The organism is Sorangium sp. So ce834, assembly GCF_051521425.1.
In the GTDB taxonomy this organism is placed as follows: domain Bacteria; phylum Myxococcota_A; class Polyangia; order Polyangiales; family Polyangiaceae; genus Sorangium; species Sorangium cellulosum_D.
Genome location: NZ_CP150351.1, coordinates 3,814,460 through 3,838,378, shown reverse-complemented (window position 1 = coordinate 3,838,378; position 23,919 = coordinate 3,814,460). Strand labels below are relative to the sequence as shown.

The 23,919-nt window shown below is 72.6% G+C and carries 17 protein-coding genes; 5 read left to right on the top strand and 12 right to left on the bottom strand.

The genetic code is table 11. The features are described 5' to 3' along the window. Nucleotides 1-20: 20 nt before the first annotated feature. From rodA to WMF20_RS13960, 8 genes are all read right to left on the bottom strand, one after another. Nucleotides 21-1,157, bottom strand: coding sequence for a rod shape-determining protein RodA (rodA, locus tag WMF20_RS13995; protein WP_129574820.1), 1,137 nt, complete (start codon nt 1,155-1,157; stop codon nt 21-23). Beyond that, nucleotides 1,154-3,109 (bottom strand): penicillin-binding protein 2, encoded by a 1,956-nt coding sequence (gene mrdA, locus WMF20_RS13990; RefSeq protein WP_129574819.1) that lies wholly within the window; start codon nt 3,107-3,109, stop codon nt 1,154-1,156. Before mrdA ends, rodA begins: the two co-directional genes overlap by 4 nt. Then, complete coding sequence (locus WMF20_RS13985; RefSeq protein ID WP_437613954.1) at nt 3,106-3,630, bottom strand: hypothetical protein; 525 nt, start codon at nt 3,628-3,630, stop codon at nt 3,106-3,108. The genes mrdA and WMF20_RS13985 overlap by 4 nt, the downstream gene beginning before the upstream one ends. A gap of 4 nt (nt 3,631-3,634) precedes the next feature. Further along, a complete protein-coding gene (gene mreC / locus WMF20_RS13980; protein ID WP_148313566.1) occupies nt 3,635-4,492 on the bottom strand; it encodes a rod shape-determining protein MreC in 858 nt (285 codons plus the stop codon). A gap of 140 nt (nt 4,493-4,632) precedes the next feature. Then, nucleotides 4,633-5,667 carry a rod shape-determining protein gene (locus WMF20_RS13975; protein WP_020734872.1) on the bottom strand — a complete coding sequence of 345 codons (1,035 nt, stop codon included), beginning with the start codon at nt 5,665-5,667 and terminating at the stop codon, nt 4,633-4,635. Nucleotides 5,668-5,787: 120 nt separating this feature from the next. Beyond that, nucleotides 5,788-5,949, bottom strand: coding sequence for a 50S ribosomal protein L33 (gene rpmG / locus WMF20_RS13970; RefSeq protein ID WP_012235039.1), 162 nt, complete (start codon nt 5,947-5,949; stop codon nt 5,788-5,790). Nucleotides 5,950-6,142: 193 nt separating this feature from the next. Beyond that, complete coding sequence (locus WMF20_RS13965; RefSeq protein ID WP_437613952.1) at nt 6,143-7,069, bottom strand: RNA recognition motif domain-containing protein; 927 nt, start codon at nt 7,067-7,069, stop codon at nt 6,143-6,145. A gap of 529 nt (nt 7,070-7,598) precedes the next feature. Further along, a complete protein-coding gene (locus tag WMF20_RS13960; protein ID WP_129574817.1) occupies nt 7,599-8,567 on the bottom strand; it encodes a prolipoprotein diacylglyceryl transferase in 969 nt (322 codons plus the stop codon). Nucleotides 8,568-8,910: 343 nt separating this feature from the next. On the opposite strand from WMF20_RS13960, the gene WMF20_RS13955 reads away from it, so the two are divergent. From WMF20_RS13955 to carB, 5 genes are all read left to right on the top strand, one after another. Further along, nucleotides 8,911-9,459, top strand: coding sequence for a MogA/MoaB family molybdenum cofactor biosynthesis protein (locus tag WMF20_RS13955; RefSeq protein WP_129574816.1), 549 nt, complete (start codon nt 8,911-8,913; stop codon nt 9,457-9,459). Next, entirely contained in the window at nt 9,456-10,673 is a 1,218-nt protein-coding gene (locus WMF20_RS13950) for a molybdopterin molybdotransferase MoeA (protein ID WP_437613950.1), read from the top strand. Before WMF20_RS13955 ends, WMF20_RS13950 begins: the two co-directional genes overlap by 4 nt. 122 nt (nt 10,674-10,795) lie before the next feature. Then, on the top strand, nt 10,796-12,514 hold the full coding sequence (locus WMF20_RS13945; protein ID WP_437613948.1) for a carbamoyltransferase family protein: 1,719 nt from the start codon (nt 10,796-10,798) through the stop codon (nt 12,512-12,514). Nucleotides 12,515-12,867: 353 nt separating this feature from the next. Then, nucleotides 12,868-14,034 (top strand): glutamine-hydrolyzing carbamoyl-phosphate synthase small subunit, encoded by a 1,167-nt coding sequence (gene carA, locus WMF20_RS13940; protein WP_437613946.1) that lies wholly within the window; start codon nt 12,868-12,870, stop codon nt 14,032-14,034. A gap of 3 nt (nt 14,035-14,037) precedes the next feature. Continuing rightward, a complete protein-coding gene (carB, locus tag WMF20_RS13935; protein WP_437613944.1) occupies nt 14,038-17,310 on the top strand; it encodes a carbamoyl-phosphate synthase (glutamine-hydrolyzing) large subunit in 3,273 nt (1,090 codons plus the stop codon). Nucleotides 17,311-17,478: 168 nt separating this feature from the next. On the opposite strand, the gene WMF20_RS13930 is transcribed toward carB, so the two are convergent. The 4 genes from WMF20_RS13930 to WMF20_RS13915 all read right to left on the bottom strand — a co-directional run bounded on the left by WMF20_RS13930 (nt 17,479) and on the right by WMF20_RS13915 (nt 23,598). Beyond that, complete coding sequence (locus tag WMF20_RS13930) at nt 17,479-18,618, bottom strand: collagen-like protein (protein ID WP_437613942.1); 1,140 nt, start codon at nt 18,616-18,618, stop codon at nt 17,479-17,481. An 878-nt stretch (nt 18,619-19,496) separates the two neighbouring features. Further along, a complete protein-coding gene (locus WMF20_RS13925) occupies nt 19,497-20,114 on the bottom strand; it encodes an HMA2 domain-containing protein (RefSeq protein ID WP_129574811.1) in 618 nt (205 codons plus the stop codon). Beyond that, the gene (locus WMF20_RS13920; protein WP_129574810.1) at nt 20,111-20,395 is read right to left on the bottom strand and encodes a hypothetical protein; all 285 of its coding nucleotides are present in this window, start codon (nt 20,393-20,395) and stop codon (nt 20,111-20,113) included. Before WMF20_RS13920 ends, WMF20_RS13925 begins: the two co-directional genes overlap by 4 nt. Then, complete coding sequence (locus WMF20_RS13915) at nt 20,392-23,598, bottom strand: cation-translocating P-type ATPase (RefSeq protein WP_437613939.1); 3,207 nt, start codon at nt 23,596-23,598, stop codon at nt 20,392-20,394. Before WMF20_RS13915 ends, WMF20_RS13920 begins: the two co-directional genes overlap by 4 nt. Nucleotides 23,599-23,919: the final 321 nt, after the last annotated feature.

Sequence of the window (23,919 nt, the reverse complement as noted above, 5' to 3'; positions counted from 1 at the left end):
CGGCAGCGGCGCCGCCGCCGTCACAGCCGATCGAGCGAGGCGACGCCGGAGTAGCGGCGCATCGACACGCTCATGAGCAGCGCGATCGCGACCATCACCGTGGTCACGCTCGAGCCGCCGTACGAGAACAGGGGCAGCCCGACGCCGACGACCGGCACCACGCCCGAGGTCATGCCGATGTTGATGATCGCGTGCCAGAAGATGATCGCCGCGCAGCCGACGCCGAGCACCGCGCCGAAGCGGTCCTTCGCCATCGACGCGATGCGGATCCCCCACACGACCAGGAACGCATAGAGGCACACGAGCACCACGCCCCCGACGAACCCCCACTCCTCTGCGAAGACCGGGAACGGGAAGTCGGAGAACTGATCCGGCAGGAAGAGGAACTGGTTCTGGGTGCCCCGGAGGTACCCGTTGCCGAACAGCCCGCCGTTGCCGATCGCGACCCGCGAGTGGTGGGCGTGCCAGCCGCGGTGCAGGAGGTCCTCCTCGGGGTGGAGGAACACGAGGACGCGGGCGCGCTGGTAGTCGAGCAGCACGTACTCCCAGACGATCGGGAGCGCCACGAGGATGGACACGACGAACAGCGCGGCGCTCCGCCACCGCACGCGCGTGAGCGCCGCGATCGTCAGGAAGACGAACACGAGGATGAGCGCCGTCCCGAGATCGGGCTGCTTCAGCACGAGCAGCGCCGGGACCGCGGTCAGCGCCGCCGGGATCGCCAGATCGCGCAGGGTGCGTCCCTCGTTGCGCGGGTCGTCGTGCAGGAACTTCGCCAGCGCGATGACCAGGAACACCTTCATGAACTCGCTGGGCTGGAAGCGGAACGCGCCGAACTCGATCCACCGCGCGGAGCCGCGCACGTCGCGCGCGAGCACGAACACGAGCGCCAGCGAGAAGACGCCGAACGTGTAGAGCACGTAGCCGAGGCGCTCCAGGTGCCGGTAGTCGATCGCGATCAGGACGCCGCCGATGATGCCGCCCATGAACAGCCAGTAGACCTGGCTGATGTAGAGCTCCGCGCGCGCCCCGGAGTAGACGCTCGTGGCGCTGTAGAGGTTGACGACGCCGAGCACCGCGATGGAGACCGCGGCGATGAAGAGCGGCCAGTCGAAGTGGTCGCGATCGCGAGAGGAGAGAGAGTCGCCCCGGATCATGGCGTGCGCCCCGACGCGGCGGGCGCGCGGCCCGCGCTGCTCTTGCCCGCGCGCGGCCCCTCGTTCGGGCCGCCGCGCCGCTCCTTCGCGAGCTCCTGGTACGCGCGGACGACCTCGAAGGCGACCGGCGCCGCGTGCTTGCCGCCCGTGCCGCCGTGCTCGACCAGAACGACCACGGCCACCTCGGGCGCGCGCGCCGGCGCGTAGCCGGCGAACCAGGCGTGCTCGCGGTTGAAATACCAGACCCGCTCGGCCTCGACGCCGCGCGTGAGCCGGTGCGAGACCTGCGCGGTCCCGGTCTTGCCCGCCATCTCGACGCCGGCGACGCGCGCCTTGAAGGCCGTGCCGCCCTCCTCGTTCACGCCGGCGACCATCGCCCGGTGCACGAGGGTGAGGTTCTCCGGCCGGATGTCGATCTGACGGCGCACGCGCGGCGTGAACTCCTGCACGACCGTGCCGGCGCTCGTCTCGACGGCGCGCACGATCTGCGGCTGGTAGAGCGTGCCGCCGTTCGCGAGCGCCGCGTACGCGAGCGCGAGCTGGAGCACGGTGACCGTCGTCGCGCCCTGGCCGATCGCCGCGTTCAGGCCGAACCCGAGGCGGAACTGGCCCTTGTTCCGGAGCGTCATCCACGCCCGGGTCGGCATCCTGCCGCCCGCCTCGGCGTTGATGCCGAGCCCCGTCCGCGCGCCGAGCCCGTAGCGCTGGCCCATCTCGGCGATGACGTCCATGCCGACGCCGTACTCCGCGGCGAGCTTGTAGAAGTAGACGTTGCACGACTCGGCGATCGCCTTCTGCATCGCGACCGGCCCGTGCACGTGCGTGCACCGGAAGGTGCGCTTGCCGAACGTCAGCGCGCCCCGGCACCGCGTCGACTGCCGGGGATCGATGAGCCCCTTCTCGAGCGCCGCCAGCGCGGTGAACGGCTTGAAGGTAGAGCCGGGCGGGTACGCGCCGGAGAGCGTCTTGTCGAGGGCGGGCTTCAGCGGATCGGAGTAGAGCCGCCGGAAGGCGTCGCGGATGACCTGCTTGCCCGAGCCGCCCGAGAGCGCGTTCGGGTTGTAGCCGGGCTTCGAGTAGAGCCCGAGGATCCTCCCGGTGCGCACGTCGACGACCGCGACGCCGCCGGCGAGCTCCCCGCGCATCGCCTTGTCGATCGCCTTCTGGATGTCGGCGTCGAGCGTCAGCCGGAGGTCGCGCCCGGGGATGGGATCGACCCGCCGCGGCTCCTCGATGATGCCGTCGCCGCCCGTCCGGCGCCGCCCCTTGGCGTCGACGAGCACCTTCTCCCAGCCGCGCGTGCCGCGGAGGTAGCTCTCCCAGGCGCGCTCGATCCCGGTCACGCCGATGCGGTCGCCCTCGATGTAGCCGACGCTCCGGAGCGACGCGAGCCGCTCGGCGTCCACCTCGGCCATGTAGCCGAGCACGTGCGAGCCGACCTCCTCGTAGGGGTAGTAGCGCACCGGGACCGGCACCACGTCGACTCCCGGCAGCTCGGCGTCGTGCGTGGCCAGGGTCGCCACGGCGTCGCGCGAGATGTCCTCCTTCAGCAGGATCTGCTGGTTCTTGCGCGGGCCGTCGTCGGCGCGGATCGAGGTGATGAGCGCCTCGAGCCGCGCCCGCTCCTCGATGCCGACGCCGAGGTACTCGACGACCTTCGGCCAGGTCGTCTCCATGTCGAGGCGCCGCGGAACGACGTACACGTTGTACGCGGGCCGGCTCGCAGCGAGCACCTTGCCGTTCTTGTCCCGGATGATGCCGCGCGTGGTCGCGAGCGTCACCCGCCGCACGATGTTCTCGCGGGCGATCGCCTTGTTCTCGTCGACCTCGAGGATCTGGAGGTAGAAGAGGCGCCCGACGAGCACCATGAAGCCGACGACCATGCCGAGCGCGATCCACCGGAAGCGCCGGCGGAACTCGCTCACGTCGGAGCGCTGGACGAGGAGGCTCACCGCGGGCTCTCCCCCGGCCGCGGGACGTTGATCGTCGCCTGGTGCACGCGCTCGGCCAGCCGGAAGACGAACGGCGCGAAGAGAGCGGTCGAGACCGCGTGCGGCGCGACGAGCAAGGCGAGCGCGCGGGGGCGCGCCGCGTCGCCCCCGAAGATGGCGGTGAGGATCACGATGAGCACCCCCTCGACGAGGCCGAAGACGAAGGCCAGGGCGATCTTCGTGAGCAGCGTCTGCGCGGCGAGCCGCACGCCGGCCGCCCGCGACACGACGAAGGTCGCCACGGTGATGAAGGTGAACAGACCGACGGGCGCGCCGGTGAAGAGATCGAGCAGGTAGCCGAGCAGGAACGCGAGCGCCGCGCCGCGCGCGATCGAGTACTCGTGCACCCCCATGAACACGACGAGCGGCAGGAGCAGGCTCGGCGTCGAGCCCGGGATGTTCAGCATGCCGATGAGCCGGAAGAGGTTCGACTGAACGATCAGCAGGGCGGCCCCCATCGCCAGGAACGCGGAGTTTCTCATCGCGTCACCTCCGCTGCGCCTGCGGCGGGGCCTCCTCCGGAGGCGTCGTCGTCACGATGAGCACCTCCTCCAGCCGGGAGAAATCGACGGCCGGGGCGACGTAGACCTGCTGGTAGATGCCGAAATCGCGGCGGATCACCTGCGTGACGGTCCCGACCGGGATCCCCTTCGGGAAGCGCCGGCCGACGCCGCTCGTCACGAGGAGATCGCCGACCTCGATCTCGTCGGTGCGCTGCACGTACTCCACGCTGCAGGAGTACTTGCTCTCGTCGCCGGTGCCGCGGACGAAGCCGCGCGCGCCGGTGCGCTCGACGACCACGTCGACGCCGCTGCCCCCGTCGACGACGAGCCGCACGTCGACGGTGTCGCCGGCGCTCTTCAGCGTCGTGCCGACCACGCCGTCCGCGGACAGGACCGGCAGGTTGGAGCCGATGTCCCGCGCCTCGCGATCGAGCGTGACCCGCACCACGCGGAAGAAATCGTTGGTGCTCTTGCCGACGACCTGGGCGCTCACCACGTCGGTGCGGAGGCTCTGGCGCAGATCGAGCAGCCGGCGCAGGCGCCGGTTCTCCTCCTCGAGCGCCTCGAGCTTCCGCACCCGCTCGCGGAGGCGGGCGATCTGCGAGGCCTGCCTGGCGTTGTCCTCCTTGACGTCGACCAGGTAGATGTAGTCGCCCCAGAGGTTCGAGATGCCGCGCGCCAGGGTCGCGGCCGCGTACTGGATCGGCGCCGCGATGCTGATGATGATCCGGTCGGCCCCCGTGTTCTGCTTGGGGTCGCGCATGCTCGCGCGCAGGAACCAGAACGGCACCGCGAGCGCCAGCAGCACGATCACGAAGTCGCGGTAGCGTTTCAGGTTCACCGTGGCTCCCGGACCCAGGTAGTACGGGGCGCCCCGCGAGGCCACCCCTGTCGTCGCCGCGCGCGGCGCGCGCCGCCTCGGGGCGCGCGCCGCAAGAGAGCCCCGCCGGCAAGCTCACGGGCAGGGCGTGAAACCAACCTTCAGCTGATCGTGACCTCTTTCAACAGCTCGAGGTGATCCAGCGCTTTGCCGCTGCCGAGCACCACGGCGCTGATGGGGTCGTCGCACACCATCACGGGCAGCCCCGTCTCCTCGCGGAGGAGCACGTCGAGGTTCTTGAGGAGCGAGCCGCCGCCGGTGAGCACGATGCCCTTGTCGACGATGTCGGCCGCGAGCTCCGGCGGCGTGCGCTCCAGCGCGATGAGCACGGCGTCCACGATGGCGTTCGTCGGCTCGCTCAGCGAGTCGCGGATCTCGTCGGAGTTGACGACGACCGTCTTGGGGATGCCCGCGACCATGTCGCGCCCCTTGACCTCCATCGTGAGCTGCTGCTCGAGCGGGTACGCGTTGCCGATCGTGATCTTGATGCGCTCCGCGGTCTGCTCGCCGATGGCCATGTTGTACTTGCGCTTCATGTAGGCCATGATCGACTCGTCCATCTTGTCGCCGCCGACGCGCACGCTCTGCGAGTAGACGATGCCGGCGAGGGAGATGACGGCGACCTCGGTCGTGCCGCCGCCGATGTCGACGACCATGTTGCCGCTCGGCTCGGTGATCGGCAGCCCGGCGCCGATCGCCGCCGCCATCGGCTCCTCGATCAGGAAGACCTCGCGCGCGCCCGCGCCCTCGGCGCTCTCCTTCACCGCGCGCTTCTCGACCTCGGTGATGCCGAACGGGACGCAGATGATGATGCGCGGCTTGACCAGCGTGCGGCGGTTGTGCGCGCGCGCTATGAAATACCGGAGCATCGCCTCGGTGATCTCGAAGTCGGCGATGACGCCGTCGCGCAGCGGCCGCACCGCCTGGATGTTGCCGGGGGTGCGACCGAGCATCTCCTTCGCCTCGCGGCCGACGGCGAGCACCTTCTTGCCGCCGCGAGCATCGCGCTGGACGGCGACCACCGAGGGCTCGCAGGACACGATCCCCTTGCCCTTCACGTAGATGAGGGTGGTGGCGGTGCCGAGGTCGATCGCGAGATCGTTCGAGAACAGGCCGTAGAGCCAGTCGAAGATCATCGCTTCGCCCTAACAATGGACAAGGTTAAGCCGAGCACCGCGAGGGCGCAGAGCCTGACCCGAGGCCCGCATGCGCGGGCCCCGGGCGGCAACGGCCAGCTGCGCAGCGTGCAGCCTGGCCTAGCCCTTCGAGATCTTGCCTTCTTTGTGCTCGGTGTGCTTGCGCTCGGTCGGGCAGAACTTCTTGATGACGAACTTGTCCGTCATCGTCCGCTTGTTCTTCGTCGTGTGGTAGTTCGCGCGGCCGCAGTTGCCGCACGTCAGCTTGATGATGTCGCGCATCGGAGGTCTCCGAAGACAGGGCCGACCTGTTTCACAGGCGGCCCTGGTTGAACCTAGGCACGGGCAGCACGGGGGCGCTGACACCGCAACCGGCAGGGCACCAGGGGTGCGTGAGCGGGGTCAGCGACGCCCGACCGCCCGTCTGGAGGGCGCCTACCCTACGGGAAACGGTGCAGTTGTCAACCGGGAGAGCTCATTCGTCGTCCCAGTCGTCCCCACTGCGGCCGCGATCCCAGTTCTTGTTGTTGGCGCGACGGCCGCCACCACCGCCGCCGCCGCCGCCGCCGCCTCCGGGAGGACCGTCGCCGTCATGACCGCCGCGCCGCCGGCGATCGTCGAACGTCTTGCGTGCAGGCGGCGGAGGCCCGCCGCCGAAGCCGCCGCCACCGCCGCCGCCGCCGCCGCCGAAGCCGCCGCCGCCGCCGCCGCCGAAGCCGCCACCACCGCCGCCGAAGCCGCCGCCGCCGCCGCCGAAGCCGCCGGGGCGCTCCTCGCGCGCGGGCCGCTCGCCCTTCGGGTGAGCGAGGTTGACGACGAGCCGCCGGCCGCGGACGTCCACGCCGCGCAGCGCATCGATCGCAGCGCGCGCCGCCTCGGCGCTGGCCATCGTCACGAAGCCGAACCCGCGCTTGCGACCGTCGGGATCCATGGGCAGGTGGACCCGCACCACCGGCCCCGCGCCCGTCGAGCCGATCAGCCCCTCGACCTCCTCGACGCTCGCGTCATAGGGGAGATTGCCGACGTAGAGGGTCCGATCGGGCGCCGCGGCCGGGCCGCCGCCCATACCGCCGCCACCACCGCCTGGGCCAGCACCGGGGCCGCCGCCGGGGCCGCCCATCGGGCGCCCCTCGCGGCGCGGCGGCTCGGCCTGGAAGGGGCGGACCGAGATGGACTTGCCGCCCTGAAAGGACCCGTCGAGCGACTCGCGCGCGGCGTTGGCTTCGCCGGTCGTCGAGAGCGTGACGAAGCCGAACCCGCGCGGACGACCTGTCGCGCGATCTTTCGGAAGACTGACCTCGACGACGTTGCCGCCGGTGGCCTCGAAGAGCTGCCGCAAAACGTCTTCGGTGATGGAGTCGGGCAAGCCCGCCACGAACAACTTACGCGAATCTTCAGCCATTGTAGAAAAACCTGGGGTTGGCCCCTGCGTTCCCTCTTATTTGGTCCACTCGCTCCGTGATCGATGTCGATGATGCGGAGCCTTTCGCGAGCGCGCCTCGATCGCCCCCCCTCTCGGCGGAAGGGGCAACCGAGCTCAATCGAGCGAAGGTCGGCGGGCCGACCCTCTGGTGCAAACTCCACCCCACGATATCTAGCGCCCCAGGCGCGTCAAGGGACCCGCCACGGGCGAGCGAGCCAAAAGAGGCCCGTACGAGCCGTCCTGACCCCCCGACGCGAAACGCGCAGCTCCGGCGGACCTGGAAGGCCGCTTCGCCCGCGCTCCGTCAGAGGCAGGCGGCGCCGGCGCAGGCAGGCGGCGCCGGACCGGCGTCAGGAGCGCAGCGCCCGGGAGGCCGCCGCGTCCGGCGCCGGCCGGATCACGAGGGCATCGCGCGGCGCGGATCTGTCCGATACGACGCGGAGACGGTGCGCAAGCCCCCGGAAATCCCGAGGATCCACGCGGGCGCCGCGCCGGCCCGCCCGGACGATTACCGGCCCGCCCGAGCGCGGGAGGAACGGGGCTCCTCGGTTTCATCGCCCTCGTCGTCTTCGTCGTCGTCGGATGCGTCGTCGTCCGCGACGCGCGGAGCGCCGTCGAGCGGGCCCACCCCGGCGCTCGACGGCTCGCCGCGCGCCGCCATGCGCAGGAAGTAAAGGCCCAGCGCGAACAGACCGAAGCACGCCCACTGCGCGGGGGTGAGGCCGCCGTAGCGCGGATCGCCGCCGACGAGCGTCCCCTCCCGCTCGCGCAGGAAGTCGAGGCCGAACCGCACCGGCGCATACGCGGTGCACATGACCCCGGTGTAGAACCCGAGCGGGCGATGAGGGTTCCGGCGCCAGAGCACCGCGAACGCGATCGCGAGCGGGATCGTGAGCACGCACTCGTAGAGGCCGAGATCGAACCGGCCGACGATACCGTTCCCGAGCGGGTACTTGACCGCGTACCACGCGTCGGAGAGGCGGCCCGGATGATCGTGGACCGACGCGCAGCCGGCGCGCCCGAAGACCCACGCGAGCGGAAACGCGCTGTTGACCACCTCGCAGTAGGGCAGGATCCTCTCGCGGCGGTAAAAGCGCCACGAGGCGGCGCCGAGCAGCGCGCCGGTGAAGCCGCCGAAGCTCGACAGGCCGTCCCAGAGCGCGAAGAGGTAGAGAGGATCGCGGGCGACGCGCTGCGGGTGGTAGAAGATCGCGTCGAAGACGTGGCCACCGATGAAGCCGGCCGCCACGACCCAGAAGATGAACTCGCTCATCTTCTTCTCGTCCAGCTTCCGCTCGCGCGCGTGCCGCGTGGCGACCACGGCGCCGATGTAGACGCCGAGCGCCACCAGCGTGCCGAACGGCTTGATCGAGGGCGGCTTCGCCGGATCGATCAGCTGGCCCACGAGCGGGATGTGCTCGAGGAACGAGAGCGGGATCTCGGGGAGCTCGATGTAAGGGATCAGAGGGCCGGACACGCCGCTCCCCTAGCGCAGCGGCGATGCGAAAGCCATCCAACGTCAACGACATCACCGTGACGCCGGGCGACGGAGCGCTCGCCCCTGATGCTCGCCCCTGATGGCCGAGGGCCGATGGACGGCGGCCGGCGGCGCGCACTCCGCGGCGCGGGCGGACAGGAAGCGCGGCGCGGGCGGACAGGAAGCGCGGCGCGGGCGGACAGGAAGCGCGGCGCGGGCGGACAGGAGGCCCGAGGGCCGCCCGCGCCCGGACGGCCGCGGCCTTCGCGGGGAGGCCCCGCGACGATCGCGCCGGCGTCACCAAGAGGTCGCCATTCGCCGGCGAGAGGCGTAGATCTGCCGCATGAGCCGCTCCCCCGTGCGCGTCGCCACGCTGACGCTCAGTGACACCCGCACCCTCGACGACGACGAGGGCGGACATCTCCTCGGCGAGCTCCTCAAGAACGCCGGCTTCACCGTGACGTCACACGCTGTCGTGCGCGAGGAGCCCGAGCTCCTGCGCGCGGCGATCGAGCAGATCGCGGGCGCGGGCTCCGCCGACGCGATCGTCACGACGGGCGGGACCGGGATCGCGCCGCGCGACAGGACCGTCGAGGCGCTCGCGCCGCTCTTCGAGAAGACGCTCGACGGCTTCGGCGAGGCGTTCCGGCGGCTGAGCTGGGACGCCATCGGGCCGAACGCGATCCTCTCGCGCGCCGCCGCGGGCGTCGTGCGCGGGCTCGTGGTGATCGCGCTGCCCGGCAGCCCGAAGGCGGTGGAGCTCGCCGTCACGCAGCTCATCGGCCCCGTCCTCGCGCACGCGGTCGCGCTCGCGTCCGGCAAGGGAGGCCACCACCACCGGCACGCGCAGCCGGCGAAGGACGGCGCGCGCGACGAGGGGCAGCGCGGATGATCCCCTTCGAAGAAGCGCTCGCGCGGCTGCTCTCGGCCGCGGTCCCGGTCGGCCCGGAGCGGGTGTCGCTCGACGACGCGGTCGGGCGCGTGCTCGCCGAGGACGTCGCCGCGGCCGACGCGATGCCCGCGTTCGATTACAGCTCGATGGACGGCTACGCGGTCGCCTCGGGCGAGCTCGCGGGCAGCGGGCCCTGGACGCTCCCCGTGCGCGGCGAGAGCGCGGCGGGCCGCCCGCTGCCGACGCTCACGCCGGGCACCGCGTGCCGGATCTTCACCGGCGCGCGGCTGCCGCCCGGCTCCGACGCGATCGTGCCGCAGGAGGACGCGGCGCGGAGCGGCGACGAGATCACCCTGAACGAGGCGCCGCGCGCCGGCGCCTGGGTGCGGCGCCGGGGCGCGGATCTCGCGGAGGGCGCCGTCGCCCTGCGGAGGGGCGCGCGCCTCACGCCGGGGAAGGTGGCGCTCGCGGCGGCGCTCGACCGCCCGAGCGTCCTCGTCGCGCGCCGCCCGGTGGTCACGGTGCTGTGCTCCGGCGACGAGCTGCGCGGGCCCGGCTCGCCCGGCCCCGCCGGCACCGTCGCGGAGTCGAACAGCTACTTCATCGCCGCGACCGCGCGCGCCGCGGGCGCCGCGGTCCGCGTCGCGCCGTTCGTCCCCGACGACGCGGCCCGCGCCGCCGAGGCCGTCTCCACGGCGCTGCGCGGCTCGGATCTGGTGGTGACCGTGGGGGGCGTGAGCGTCGGCGACCACGACGTGGTCCGCCCCGCCCTCGAGGCCGCGGGCGTGACGCTCGACTTCTGGCGCGTCGCCATCAAGCCGGGCAAGCCGCTCGCCGTGGGGCGCGCCGAGCTCTCGCGCGGCGGCGCCGTGCACGTGATCGGGCTGCCGGGCAACCCGGCCTCCGCCTCGCTCACGTTCGTCCTCTTCGGCGTGCCGCTCCTGCGCGCGCTGCAGGGCGACGCCGCGCCGCTGCCGCCGCGCGTGCTCGTCCGCGCGGCCGGCGCGCTGCGGCGCCAGACCGGGCGCGCCGAGTTCCTCCGCGCGCGCCTCGAGATCTCGAGCGGCGAGCTCGTCGCGCGCATCGCCGCGAACCAGGCCTCGGGCGCGGTCACGAGCTTCGCCGAGGCCGAGGCGCTCGTCCTCGTCCCGGCCGATCGGGAGCGCATCGACGAGGGCGATCGCCTCGAGGCCATCCGCCTCGCCGAGATCTGACCGCGCGCCGGGCGCGCCTTGACCCTCGCGCGCCCGCGCGCCGGGCGCGCCTTGACCCTCGCGCGCCCGCGCGCCGGGCGCGCCTTGACCCTCGCGCGGGGGCGCCCGAAGATGGCCGAAACATGCTCATCCTCGGGATCAACGCCTATCACGGCGACGCGTCGGCCGCGCTGCTCGTCGACGGACAGCTCGTCGCCGCGGCGGAGGAGGAGCGGTTCAGCAGGATCAAGCACTGCGCCGGCTTCCCGCGGCTCGCGGTCGAGTACTGCCTCGGCGCCGCCGGCGCGCGGGTCGAGGACATCGATCACATCGCGATCGGGCGCGACACGCGCGCGCACCTCGGCGACAAGCTCCTCTACGCGCTGACGCGGCGCTCGCCGGCGGGGCTCCTCAAGGGCGCGCTCGGCGCGAGCGCCCCGAAGGTGCACCTCGGCGCCGCGCTCGGCGTCGACCCGAAGCGCATCCGCGCCGAGTCGCACAACGTCGAGCACCACCGCGCGCACCTCGCCTCCGCGTTCTTCCCCTCGGGCTACGACGAGGCGGCGGTCGTCTCGATCGACGGCTTCGGCGACTTCGTGAGCACGATGTGGGCGCGCGGCCGCGGGAGCAAGCTGGAGATCCTCCGGCGCGTCGCCTTCCCCCACTCGCTCGGGCTGTTCTACTCGGCCATGACGCAGTACCTCGGCTTCCCCAAGTTCGGCGACGAGTACAAGGTCATGGGGCTGGCGGCCTACGGCCAGCCCGAGCTGCTCGACAAGCTCCGGCAGGTGGTGCGCGTCAAGGACGGGGCCTTCGAGCTCGGGCTCGAGTACTTCCAGCACCACACGAAGGGCATCTCCATGACCTGGGAGGGCGAGCCCCGCTACGGCACCATCCACTCCGAGCGCCTCGTCGAGCTGCTCGGCCCCGCGCGCAGCCCGAAGAGCCGGATGGAGGACCGCTTCAAGGCGGTCGCCGCCTCGGCGCAGGCGGCGTTCGAGGAGGTCTACTTCGAGCTGCTCGCGACCGCGAAGCACCTCACCGGCTCGCCGCGCCTCGCCCTCGCGGGCGGCTGCGCGTACAACAGCGTGGCCGCCGGGAAGATCCGGCCGAAGGGGCTGTTCGAGGACGTCTTCGTCCAGCCCGCGGCCGGCGACGCGGGCACGGCGCTCGGGGCGGCGCTCTACGTCCACCACCACAAGCTCGGCAACCCGCGCGCCTTCCACCAGACCCACAGCTACTTCGGCCCGGCGTTCTCGCAGGACGCCATCGACGAGCTGCTCCGGAAGGAGCAGGTCGCGTTCGAGACGCTCCCCGACGAGGACCTCATCCCGCGCGTCGCCAGGGCGATCAGCGAGGGCAAGGTGGTCGGCTGGTTCCAGGGCCGGATGGAGTACGGCCCCCGCGCGCTCGGCAACCGCAGCATCCTCTGCGACCCGCGGCGGCCGGACATGAAGGACGTCATGAACGAGCGGATCAAGCGCCGCGAGATCTTCCGCCCGTTCGCGCCGGCGCTCCCGCTCGAGCGCGTGGGCGACTACTTCGAGCAGACCTCGCCGGACCCGTTCATGGTCATGGTCTACAAGGTCAAGCCGGAGCGCCGCGACGAGATCCCCGCCGTGACCCACGTCGACGGCACGGGTCGCCCCCAGACGGTCACCGCCAAGGACAACCCGCGCTACCACGCGCTCCTCCTCGAGTTCGGCCGGCTGACCGGCACGCCGGTCCTCCTGAACACCTCGTTCAACGCGAGCGAGCCGGTCGTTTGCACCCCCAAGGAGGCGCTCGACTGCTTCCTCCGGACGAAGATGGACGTGCTCGTCCTCGAGCACGCCTACGTCGAGCGCGCGCAGACCCCCTAGCCGCGCTGCACAGCCCGGCGGCCCGCCAAAAGCGCGCAGGAAGCGGCCTGGAAATCTCAGGCGAAAGTTCCTGGTTGACGTGGAGCGTGGGGACGGCAAATGGGCGTCTCCGGCATGTGGAAGAACGGGACGGCGGGCGCGATGCCCACCTCGACGGAATGCCGGAGCAGGCGGCTCCAGCGACCGGAGGTGCTTGGACGCCCAGCCTCGATCATGATGCCGGCCCGCCGCGCAGCGCGCGCGCGGACCGGGTACCCCACGGGCCCACGGCGCAGCACGCGCTCGCGGCCCCTCCTGCGTAAGGGTCCGCGCCGCGGCGGCCCAGGCGGTCAAAGAGGATGGATGCGAATCGGATGAAGCTCGTACTCGAAGACGGCACGACCATGACGGGCCGGTGCTTCGGCGCCCCGCGCGCGGTGAGCGGCGAGGTCGTGTTCAACACCGGCATGACGGGGTACGTCGAGACGCTCACGGATCCCTCGTACAGAGGCCAGATCCTGACGATGACGTACCCGCTCGTGGGCAGCTACGGCGTGCCCGCGCCGCGGCAGGCAGGCAGCGTCGACGGGCCCTACGAGGCCGACCGCATCCAGGTGCAGGGGCTCGTCGTCCAGAACTACATCGAGCGCTACAGCCACCACGCCGCGGTCCGCTCGCTCGGCGCCTGGCTCGCGAGCGAGGGCATCCCGGCGATCACCGGGATCGACACGCGCACGCTGACGCGGCGGCTCCGGGAGGTCGGCACCATGAAGGGCTGGCTGTTCCCGGCCGAGATGGACCTGGATCGGGTGAAGCGCTCGGCCGAGGCCGTGGACATGCGCGAGGAGGTGTTCCGCCTCGTGTCGCCCCGCGAGCCGATCACGTACGAGGGCGGCCCCCTGAAGGTGCTCCTCATCGACGCGGGCGCGAAGGACAACATCGTCCGCTCGCTCCTCCGGCGCGGGGTCACCGTCGTCCGCGCGCCCTACCACGCGCCCATCGCCGAGCTCGCCGAGGCCGCGGACGGCGTCCTCATCGGCAACGGCCCCGGCGACCCGAAGGACCTCGGCCAGCTGGTCGCCGCGGTGCGCGGCCTGCTCGGCACGTACACGAAGCCGATCTTCGGGATCTGTCTCGGCAACCAGATCCTCGCGCTCGCCGCCGGCGGCGACACCTTCAAGCTGCCGTACGGCCACCGCGGCGTGAACCAGCCGGTGCAGGACCTCCTGAGCCGCCGCTGCTACGTCACGAGCCAGAACCACGGCTACGCGGTGAAGCACGAGTCGCTCCCCGCCGAGTGGGAGCCCTGGTTCGTCAACATCAACGACGGCACGAACGAGGGCATCCGCTCGCGGCTGCGCCCGTTCTTCAGCGTCCAGTTCCACCCCGAAGCGACGCCCGGGCCCGAGGACGCCGGCTACCTGTTCGACGACTTCCTCCGCCTCTGCGGCGCGATGAAGGGGTCGGCCGATTCGCGACTCAAATCCGCAGGGGCCGCCGGCGCGGATCCCCGCCCCACCTCCACCGCAGGAAGGAGCTGAGCCATGTACGGCGCCTATCTCCCCAAGAAACCCCGGCGCGTGCTCGTGCTCGGCTCCGGCGCGCTCCAGATCGGTCAGGCCGGCGAGTTCGACTACTCGGGGTCGCAGGCGATCAAGGCCCTCAAGGAAGAGGGGATCGCCACCGTCCTCGTGAACCCCAACATCGCCACCATCCAGACGAGCGAGGGGCTCGCCGACCGCATCCACCTCTGCGCGGTCACCCCGGAGTTCGTCGAGCGGATCATCGTCAAGGAGGAGGTCGACGCGATCGCCCTCTCCTTCGGCGGGCAGACCGCGCTCAACTGTGGGCTCGAGCTCCACGACGCCGGGATCCTCGACAAGTACGGCGTGCGGGTGCTCGGCACGCCGATCAAGGCCATCCGCGACACCGAGGATCGGCGGCTCTTCATCGATCGCCTCGACGAGATCGGCGTGAAGACGGCCCGGAGCCGCGCCTGCCGCACGCCGGCCGAGGCCATGGCCGCGGCGCGCGAGATCGGGTTCCCCGTGATGCTCCGCGGCGGCTACGCGCTCGGCGGCAAGGGAAGCGGCATCGTCGAGAGCGAGCGCGACCTCGACGACGCCGTGCGGCGCGGCTTCGCCGGCGGCGTGCCCCAGGTGCTCGTCGAGGAGTGCCTCCGCGGCTGGAAGGAGATCGAGTACGAGGTCGTCCGCGACGGTCGCGACAACTGCATCACCGTCTGCAACATGGAGAACCTCGATCCGATGGGGATCCATACCGGGGAGTCGATCGTCGTCGCCCCGTCGCAGACGCTGAACGACGAGGAGTACCAGCTCCTCCGCTCGGTCGCGCTGAAGACGATCCGCCACCTCGGCATCGTGGGCGAGTGCAACATCCAGTACGCGCTCGACCCGAACAGGGTCGATTACCGGGTCATCGAGGTGAACGCGCGCCTCTCCCGGTCGAGCGCGCTCGCCAGCAAGGCGACGGGCTACCCGCTCGCGTACGTCGCGGCGAAGATCGCCGTCGGCTACACGATGCCGGAGATCGCCAACGCGATCACCCGCAGGACGACCGCGTTCTTCGAGCCGGCGCTCGACTACCTCGTCTGCAAGGTCCCCCGCTGGGACCTCGGCAAGTTCCGCGGCGCCTCGATGCGGATCGGCAGCGAGATGAAGAGCGTCGGCGAGGTCATGGCCATCGGCAGGACGTTCCCCGAGGTCATCCAGAAGGCGCTCCGGATGCTCGACATCGGGGTGAAGGGGCTCGACCCGGACGCGTTCACCTTCAAGGACCTGCCCGACGAGCTGAAGAACGCCACGCCGCTCCGGATCTTCGCCGTCGCCCGCGCGCTGCAGGAGGGGATGTCGGTCGACGAGATCCACGATCTCACCAAGATCGACCGGTGGTTTTTGCACCAGATCGAGCCGATCGTGCGGATGCACCGGGACCTCAAGACGCTCCGGGTGGCCGCCCCGGCGCAGGCCGACAAGCCCGCGGCGGCGCAGGAGCCCGCGCTCGACGAGGCGACGCTCCGGGAGGCCAAGCTGCTCGGCTTCAGCGACCGGATGATCGGCACGCTGACGGGCGCGCCGCGGGGCTCGCTCCGGGAGCTCAGGAAGCGGCACGGGATCGTGCCGCACCTCGCGCAGATCGACACGCTCGCGGCCGAGTTCCCCGCCGAGACGAACTACCTCTATTCGAGCTACCACGCGTCGGCCACGGACGTCGCGCCGTCCTGGCGGAAGAAGATCATGGTGCTCGGGTCCGGCGCCTACCGCATCGGCTCGAGCGTCGAGTTCGACTGGTGCTGCGTCAACGCGATCCGCGCGGCCTCGGAGCTCGGCTACGAGACCATGATGCTGAACTACAACCCGGAGACGGTCAGCACCGATTACGACACGTGCGACAAGCTGGTCTTCGACGAGATCAGCCTCGAGACGGTGCTCGACATCTACGAGCGGGAGCAGCCGTACGGCATCGTGGTCAGCATGGGCGGGCAGGTCCCGAACAACCTGGCGCTCCGGCTGCACCAGGCCGGGGCGCGCATCCTCGGCACGAGCGCGGGGAGCATCGACGCGGCCGAGGACCGGAAGAAGTTCAGCGATCTGCTCGACCGGCTGGAGATCGATCAGCCGCGCTGGGCGCACGTCGTCGACGCGGCCGAGGCGGGCGAGATCGTGAACAAGCTCGGCGGCTTCCCCGTCCTCGTGCGCCCGAGCTACGTGCTGAGCGGCGCGGCCATGAGCGTGGCGCACGAGCCCAACGAGCTCGATCGCATCCTCGCCAGGGCCAAGGCGGTGTCCCCGGCCTACCCCGTGGTCGTCTCGAAGTTCGAGACCCACGCCCGCGAGGTCGAGATCGACGCGGTCGCCGACCGTGGGGAGATCGTCCTCTGGGCGATCAGCGAGCACGTCGAGAACGCCGGCGTCCACAGCGGCGACGCGACGCTCGTCCTGCCCCCGCAGTCGCTCTACATCGCGACGATCCGCAGGATCAAGCAGATCGCCCAGCAGCTGGCGCGGGCGCTCTCGATCACCGGGCCGTTCAACATGCAGTTCTTGGCCAAGCACAACACGGTGAAGGTCATCGAGTGCAACCTGCGCGCGTCGCGGAGCTTCCCGTTCGTGTCCAAGGTGACGGGGAACAACTTCGTCCGGGAGGCGATGCGCCGGATGCTCGGCGTGTCGCAGCCGGTCGAGAACCGCGGGCTCGATCTCGATTATGTCGGCGTGAAGGCGCCGATGTTCTCGTTCTCGCGCCTCGTGGGGGCCGACCCGATGCTCGGCGTGGAGATGGCGAGCACCGGCGAGGTCGGCTGCTTCGGGGACGACGTGCACGAGGCGCTGCTGCACGCGCTGCTCGCGACCGGGTTCCGGTTCCCGAAGAAGGGCGTCCTCCTGTCGCTCGGGCCGCTCGAGGACAAGTACTGGTTCGCGGACGAGGCGCGCATCATCGCCGAGCACCTGAAGCTCCCCATCTACGCGACGCCGGGCACGGCCGAGGCGCTCCGGGCGCTCGGGCTCGAGTGCACGAGCCTCGCGAAGCAGCTGGAGGAGGGGGAGACGGCGATGAGCGCGATCGAGCAGGGGAAGGTGGATCTCGTGATCAACATCCCCCGCGAGTACGACCAGCTCGGGCGTCCGGACGGGTACCTGATCCGGCGGCGGGCGGTCGACGCGAACATCCCGCTCATCACCGATCTCCAGCTCGCGCGGGCGGTCATCGAGGCGATGCGCGCGAAGCGGATCGAGGATCTGCGGACGCTCGCCTACGACGAGTACATCGCGCGGAGCCCGGTGGCGCTGCGCTGACGGGCAGGCCCGCGCGCCCTCGGAGGGGGCGCGCGGGCACGCCCCCTTTCCGAAGCACCACGAGACGGCTGCCGCGGCTCATCGAGCTCACCACCTCGGGAGCTACGCGAGCCAGCTGCGTTGAGCGAGCTTATCGCCCTCGCGGACTCGAGCGCGAGGGGATCGCCCTCAGTCGTTCGTGACGATGAACCAGCCGTTCACCATGCTGCCGGCGGTCGTCGAGCTCGCTCCCTGGATCGCGCTGCCCCCCTCATTGCGGAGGCACATGCCGACATTCCAGTTGCCCTCTGTCAACGAGGTCGTGCCAGAGACAGAGTAGGTGGTGCGCGTCGGCGTGAAATAGTGGTTCGCAAAGGCGCCTCCGAAGAAGTTGACGAGATCGCCCCCGACGCCCGCCTCGTCGACCGGCTGGTAACAGAGGCCGACCACGGCGAGGAGCGGTGCGCTGGACGGCGCCAGACCAAGGACCGCAGAGGCCGATCCGGTCACGCGCTTTCTCCCGGTGATGCCCACCGACCCCGGAGGACCGACGAAGACGTATTCGGGGCTGTTGCCAGAAAAAGAGGTGGCAATATTGCCCGCAATCGCGATCGTCGCGAGCACCCCCGACGGGCCGACTGGCCCCTGAGGGCCCTCGGGACCTGGCGGCCCAGGAGGACCCGGGTGACCCTCAGGGCCCACCTCGCCAGGCAGCCCCTGAGGCCCCTGAGGCCCCTGAGCCCCCTCGGGCCCAGGAGGACCCGGAGGACCCTCAGGACCCGCCTCGCCAGGCAGCCCCTGAGGCCCCTCCGGCCCAGGAGGACCCTGCGGCCCCGCGACCCCGGTCGGGTTCCCGACCCAGTTGCCGTTCTCGTCGATGACGACCTTGTCGCCGATCTTCACCAGCTTCGGCGTGATCTCACCAACGGCGTTGTTCGCGACCATCGCGTACGGAACGCTCCCGATCGCCGCGCGAGGCTCCATCTCCGGATCGTTCGCGACCTTGATTCCAAGGTAACGGACCGAGCCGTTGAAGACCTTCGCGGCCTGCTCCTCCGTGAAGTCGAGCACCGTTGAGAAATATCCGTCGTCGAACGAGATCGAGATCGTCTCGCTCCAGAGCGGCGCCTCGCCATCCTCGGGCGCCTCGGCGGCGTACACCGAGAACGTCACCTGGAGCGCGTCGTTGACCGGCTCTCCGTTCGCCGTGAAGAGCCGACCCTGGTGCGTGATCTGCGTCGGCACCGCGGCAGACGCGCCGCGCACGAGGCCGACCGAGGCGGCGAGGAGGACACAGATCGCGAGGACACGCCGTCCCATCCCGTTCATGGCAAGCTCCCATTCGCCCCGACCAGCCCGCCCTGCATGCGGTAGCTCGGCGAGGTCGTCTTTCCCTGATTCTGCGTCGGCTGACCGAGGGTGAAGACCATGCGGTAGCTCGGGCTGCTCACGACCTCGCCCGCGCTGACCACATCGCTCGCGGCGACACCCCGGTCCGCAACCTCAGCCTTACCCCCCTCCCCGCCCCCGCCATTCGACGCCACCGAAGGGCCAGCCCCCGCACCGCCAGCACCCCCGACCCCGCCACCGCCCGACCCGGCCCCGGTCACCGTCACCTCGTCACCGGCGCAGCTGCAGCCAGGAGACACGACAAGCGATGCAATAAACAGGCCAAACCAGGTAAAAAATTGCGGTCGCGCCATCAACGTGTTCCCCTCTGCTTCTGGGGCTTACGATCGGGAACAACAAGGTACGCGCGCCGCCACCAAGGTTCAATCGAATCCCGAACCCGCGTGAAGCATCGCCGCTTTACGTCGCGGTCGACGGGAGGCGCAACGAGCACGACAGGACGCCGGAACGCTCACGCCTCAAGAAGATGTCCAAGCGAGGTGCGTTACGAGAAACATCCGCTCTCCGGTGGAATGCTCTCGCTGCCTCTCTCCACCTCTGCGCCTGCGCGCGGCGTGGAGCCGGTCCAGCCATGAGCGCCAGAGCCGCCCATCGGTGTTCATCGGCGCGTCCGCCGCCCTGATTGCTGAGCACGCTGATCGCCGTCGCGCTCGCCGAGGCGGTCGACTCGCGCATCGACCCGCGCTGGACTCGAGGGCTCGCCGGCGCCCTGCTCATCGTCATGGGCGCCATCGACCTGCGCGGCGCGATCCGCCCGGCCGCGGGAGAGCCCGCGCCGACGCGGCGATGCCGCGCCGCTACAGCGCGCGACCGGGCGGGCCCACGCCGCCGATCCCGTCGACCGCGTCCGCCGGCGGGCCCGGCGCCCCGCCGGCGGCGGCCCGCAGCTCCTCCGAGACCGCCGCGGGGTTGAACGTCACGAACCACCGGAGCGACCACCAGAGCAGGTTGAACCAGGCCGGCGCAGGCAGCCGGCGCGTCACGCCGACCTCGGCGATCCCGGCCGCCGCGAAGAAGACCGGCAAGAGGGTGCCGAGATCCGCGCGGTAGTCCATCGCCTCGCGCACATCCGCGTTGATCCCGGCGACGGCGTGCGCGACGGCGCGCGCGACGCGCGTCGGGCCAGGGTGGCCCTCGGGCCGCGGGGCGGCGAGCGGGCGGCCGTCGTCGTCGCGCGCCGCGCCGACCAGCTCGGCGAGCCGGGCGCGCAGCCGCTCCGCGTCGAGGCCGCCGTCGAGGCGCTCGACGATCACCGAGCCCGTGATCGGTCGGACCTTCACGACCTCGCAGCCGGGATCGGCCGCGAGCTGCTCCGCGACGCGCTCGCACGCGCGACGATGGCCGGCCAGCGCCGGGGCGCGCAGGCGGACGCGCCGCTCCAGGGCGTGGACCAGGAGCACCGGCGGCAGCCTCATGACGACGGCTCCCCGTGGAGCTCGGAGGCGCCGTTGCTCCGGCGCGCGGCGCGCGCGCCCCGCTCCGCGCCGCCGGCCTTGTGCCGCACGCGCTCCGCGATCTCGGCCCAGAGATCCTCGGCGTGCTCCCGCTGGCGCTCGACCAAGGCGAGGCCGAGCCGGCCCAGGTGGAGCCCGAGCGCCGCGATCTCGACGACCACCGGCCGGAGGTGCTGCTTCTTGCCCATCAGGAGGACGGCGCTGCCGACCCCGAGGGCGAACGACGGTGGATGAAACCTCATGATGCCGTATCCCCCTTCCGCGAACAGGCGGCGCGCGCGGCGCGCGCACCGTCGTCCGAGGGCTCGACGTTGACGAGGCCGACGGTGTCGACCCGGTGGACGATGACGATCTCGCGGCCGGCGCCGGCGGCGCGCCCCAGGGAGCCGCGCGAGAGCGAGGGCAGCGCGCCCGCGATCACCGCGAGCGCGAGCTCGCCGGCGCCGAGGCGCGGCGCCCCGAGCAGGCGGCCGAGGGAGCGGGAGCCGAGCGCGAGCGCCTGGAGCGCGGCGGTCGCGGCGAGCGCGCGCGCGACGTGCGGGTTGTCCCGGCGCGCGATGGGCCCCGGAGCGCCCTCGGCGGCGCCGGCGCGGCAGGCGAGGATGTGGAGCAGCTGCGCGGTCACGAGCGCGGTGAACGCCCTCGACCCCGCGGTCGCGCGGCCGCCGAGCGCGTACGCCGCGAGCGAGGCCCCGGACATCATGGCCGCGTCGAGCCCCAGCGCGCGGAGGTCGCGGCGGCCGAGCAGCGGCGCGGCCGGGTCGCGCGGGGGGCGCCGCATGACGCCGGGCTCGGCAGGCTCCAGCGCGAGGGCGAGCGCGGGCGCGATGTCGGTGAGCAGGTTGATCCAGAGGAGCTCTAGCGGCGTGAGCGGCGAGGCGCCGGCCAGGGCGCCGGCCAGCATCGTGAGCACCTCGCTCGCGTTCGTGGCGACGAAGTACGCGATCGCGCGGCGGACGTTGTCGTGCAGCCGCCGGCCCTCGCAGACCGCCTCGGCGAGGCTCGGCAGGTCGTCCTCGGCGAGGACCACGTCGGCCACCGCCCGCGCGATGTCCGTGCCGCGCTTGCCCATGGCCACGCCGACGTCCGCGGCCTTGAGCGCGGGGCCGTCGTTCACGCCGTCGCCCGTCATGGCGACGATCGCGCCGCGCTGCTGGAGCGCCCGCACGATGTCGAGCTTCGCCTCGGGCGTGACCCGGCTGTGCACGGCGTCGGCGGGGATGCCGAGCGCGGCGCCGATCGCGCGCGCGGTCCGCTCCTGATCGCCCGTGAGCATCAGGGTGCGGATGCCCGCGCCGGAGAGGGTCGCGAGCGCCTCCCGCGCGCCTTCGCGCGCCGGGTCGCGGAGCCCGACGAGGCCGGCGAGCTCGAGCGGGGCGTCGTCGTCCGGCCGGCCGTCCCGCCGCCACGCGAGGGCGAGCACGCGCAGGCCGCGCGAGGCCATCGCGTCGTTCTGCCGGAGCACCTCGTCGCGGCTTGCGCCGCGCGGGGCGTCGCAGCGCGCGACCACCTGCTCGGGCGCGCCCTTCACGAGCTCGATCTGCCCGAGCTCCGGGTGATCGTGGACCGTCACCATGAACGCGCGCTCGGCCGATCGGCGCTCCTCGCTCACGCGCCGCGCCGCGAGGCGCCGCGCCGACACGGGGTAGCCGGCCGCGAGCGCGAACTCGACGAGCGCGCGCTCCGTGCCGCTGCCCTGGACGACCTTGCCGACGTCGCTCAGCTCGACGTCGGCGTTGAGCGCGGCGATGCGCGCGAGCGCGTGCACGCGCGGGGCGCTCACGGCGACCTCGCGCGCGTCCTCGCCGACGAGCGCGATCTCGCGCGGCGGCCCCGCGCCGCCGCGATCGCCGCCGCCGCGCTCGTCGCGCGCGGCGCGGGCGACCCGCAGGACGCCCTCGCCGGGGAGGAAGATCTCCGCGACCCGCATGCGGTTCTCGGTGAGCGTGCCGGTCTTGTCGGCGCAGACGACGCTCACCGCGCCGAGCGTCTCGGCCGCGGCGAGGCGGCGGATGACGATGCCGCGGCCGCGCAGGCGGCGGCTCGCCAGCGCGAGCGCGGTGGTGCCCACGGCAGGGAACCCCTCGGGGATGGCGGCGACGCCGAGGGCGACGGCGCTCCGCGCGAGCGCGCGGAGCGGCCGCCGCCGCGCGAGGCCGACGACCACCACCGCCGACGAGCTCGCGAGCGCGAAGGCCGCGAGGCGCCGGCCGATCCAGGCGAGCTCCCGCTCGATCGGCGGGGCGCGCTCGCCCTCGCGGGAGAGCGCGCGCTGGATGTCCCCGAGCGCGGTCCGCCCGCCCGTCGCGACGACCACCGCCGCGCCCTCGCCCGAGGCGACCGTGGTGCCCGCGTACACCATGCCGCGGCGCTCGGCGAGCGGCGCGCCGGCGTCGACCTTCGCGGCGCCCTTCTCGACGGGCTCGCTCTCGCCGGTCAGCGTGCTCTCGTCGACGGCGAGGTCGCCCGCGGCGACGACGACGCGCGCGTCCGCCGCGACCGGCTCGCCCGCGCGGAGCGCGAGCACGTCGCCGGGCACGATCTCCGACGCGGCGAGCCGCAGCTCGCGCCCGTCGCGCACGGCGCGCGCCCACCCGACCCGGAGCGCGCCCCAGGCGTGCAGGAGCTCCTCGGCGCGCGACTCGGTGTACGTGCCGATCGCCGCGTTCGCGCCGACGACGAGGAGGACGGCGCCCGCGTCGACCAGATCGCCGAGCGCGAGCGAGAGGCCCGCCGCGCCGAGGAGCAGCGCGGTGGGCACGGTGAAGAGCTGCGCGGCGAGGATCTCGAGCGACGAGCGGCTCGCGACGCCGGCGAGCTCGTTGGGGCCGACCTCGCGGAGGCGGCGCAGCGCCTCGGCGGCGGTGAGGCCCGCGGCCGGGTCGACGCCGAGCGCGCGGGCGACCTCGCTCGCGTCCTCCGCGTGGGCCCGGTCGACGGCGGCGCGTCCGTACAGATCACGCTCGACGGCCGGCGCGCGCTCGCCCCGCGCGGCCCACGCCGCCCCGCCGCCGCGCTCGCGCTCGGCCGCGCCCTCGCGGCGCAGGCGGCGGCACGCGCCGCGGACGAGCGCGCCCACGCCCTCGGCCAGGGCCAGCGCGGCGCGCCGCGCGGACGGCGGCGGCGGGGCGCCGGGCACGGCGTGGGCGGCGAGCACGGCGGCGGCCAGATGGGCCGCGTCCTCCCGCACGCGCACGAGCACCCGCCCGGTCCGCGCGCTCGCCCGCGCGGACGCGACGCCGGGGACCGCGGCGAGGTCGCGCTCGATGCGCGCGGCGCGCGCACCATCGCCGAAGAGGCCGGCCACCTCCGCGCGCAGCCGCGCGATCCCGGCGCGCCCGTGCAGATCGCGCCCAGGCGAGCGGCGGAGCCGCCGCGCGCTGGCGCCGCCGCGGCTCCTCCCCGCGCCGGCGAGACCGATCCAGCCCGTCCCCGAACGCCCCATGATCCTCCGCGCTGGGCTCTGGGCCTTTTCAAAGGTCGAGCCAGCGCCGGTGTGCGGGCGGGCCACATCGCTCGGCCGGGCCGGCGCGGCGGCCCGGAGCCCGGCGAGGCGCCGCCGAGGTGGTCGGCTTGTTGCGGTCAGGGCGCGGGGTTAGCGGGCCTGGCCGGGGTCGGGTCGCTCCCGGCCTACGTGGCCTCCAAGCACGGCCTGGTCGGGCTCAGCCGCGTTCCTCCTCTCCGACCGCGCGACGTACATCAACGGGCGCGCGATGGCCGTGGACGGCGGGTGGACCGCCTGGAGATCGATCGTCGAGGCGGCCCG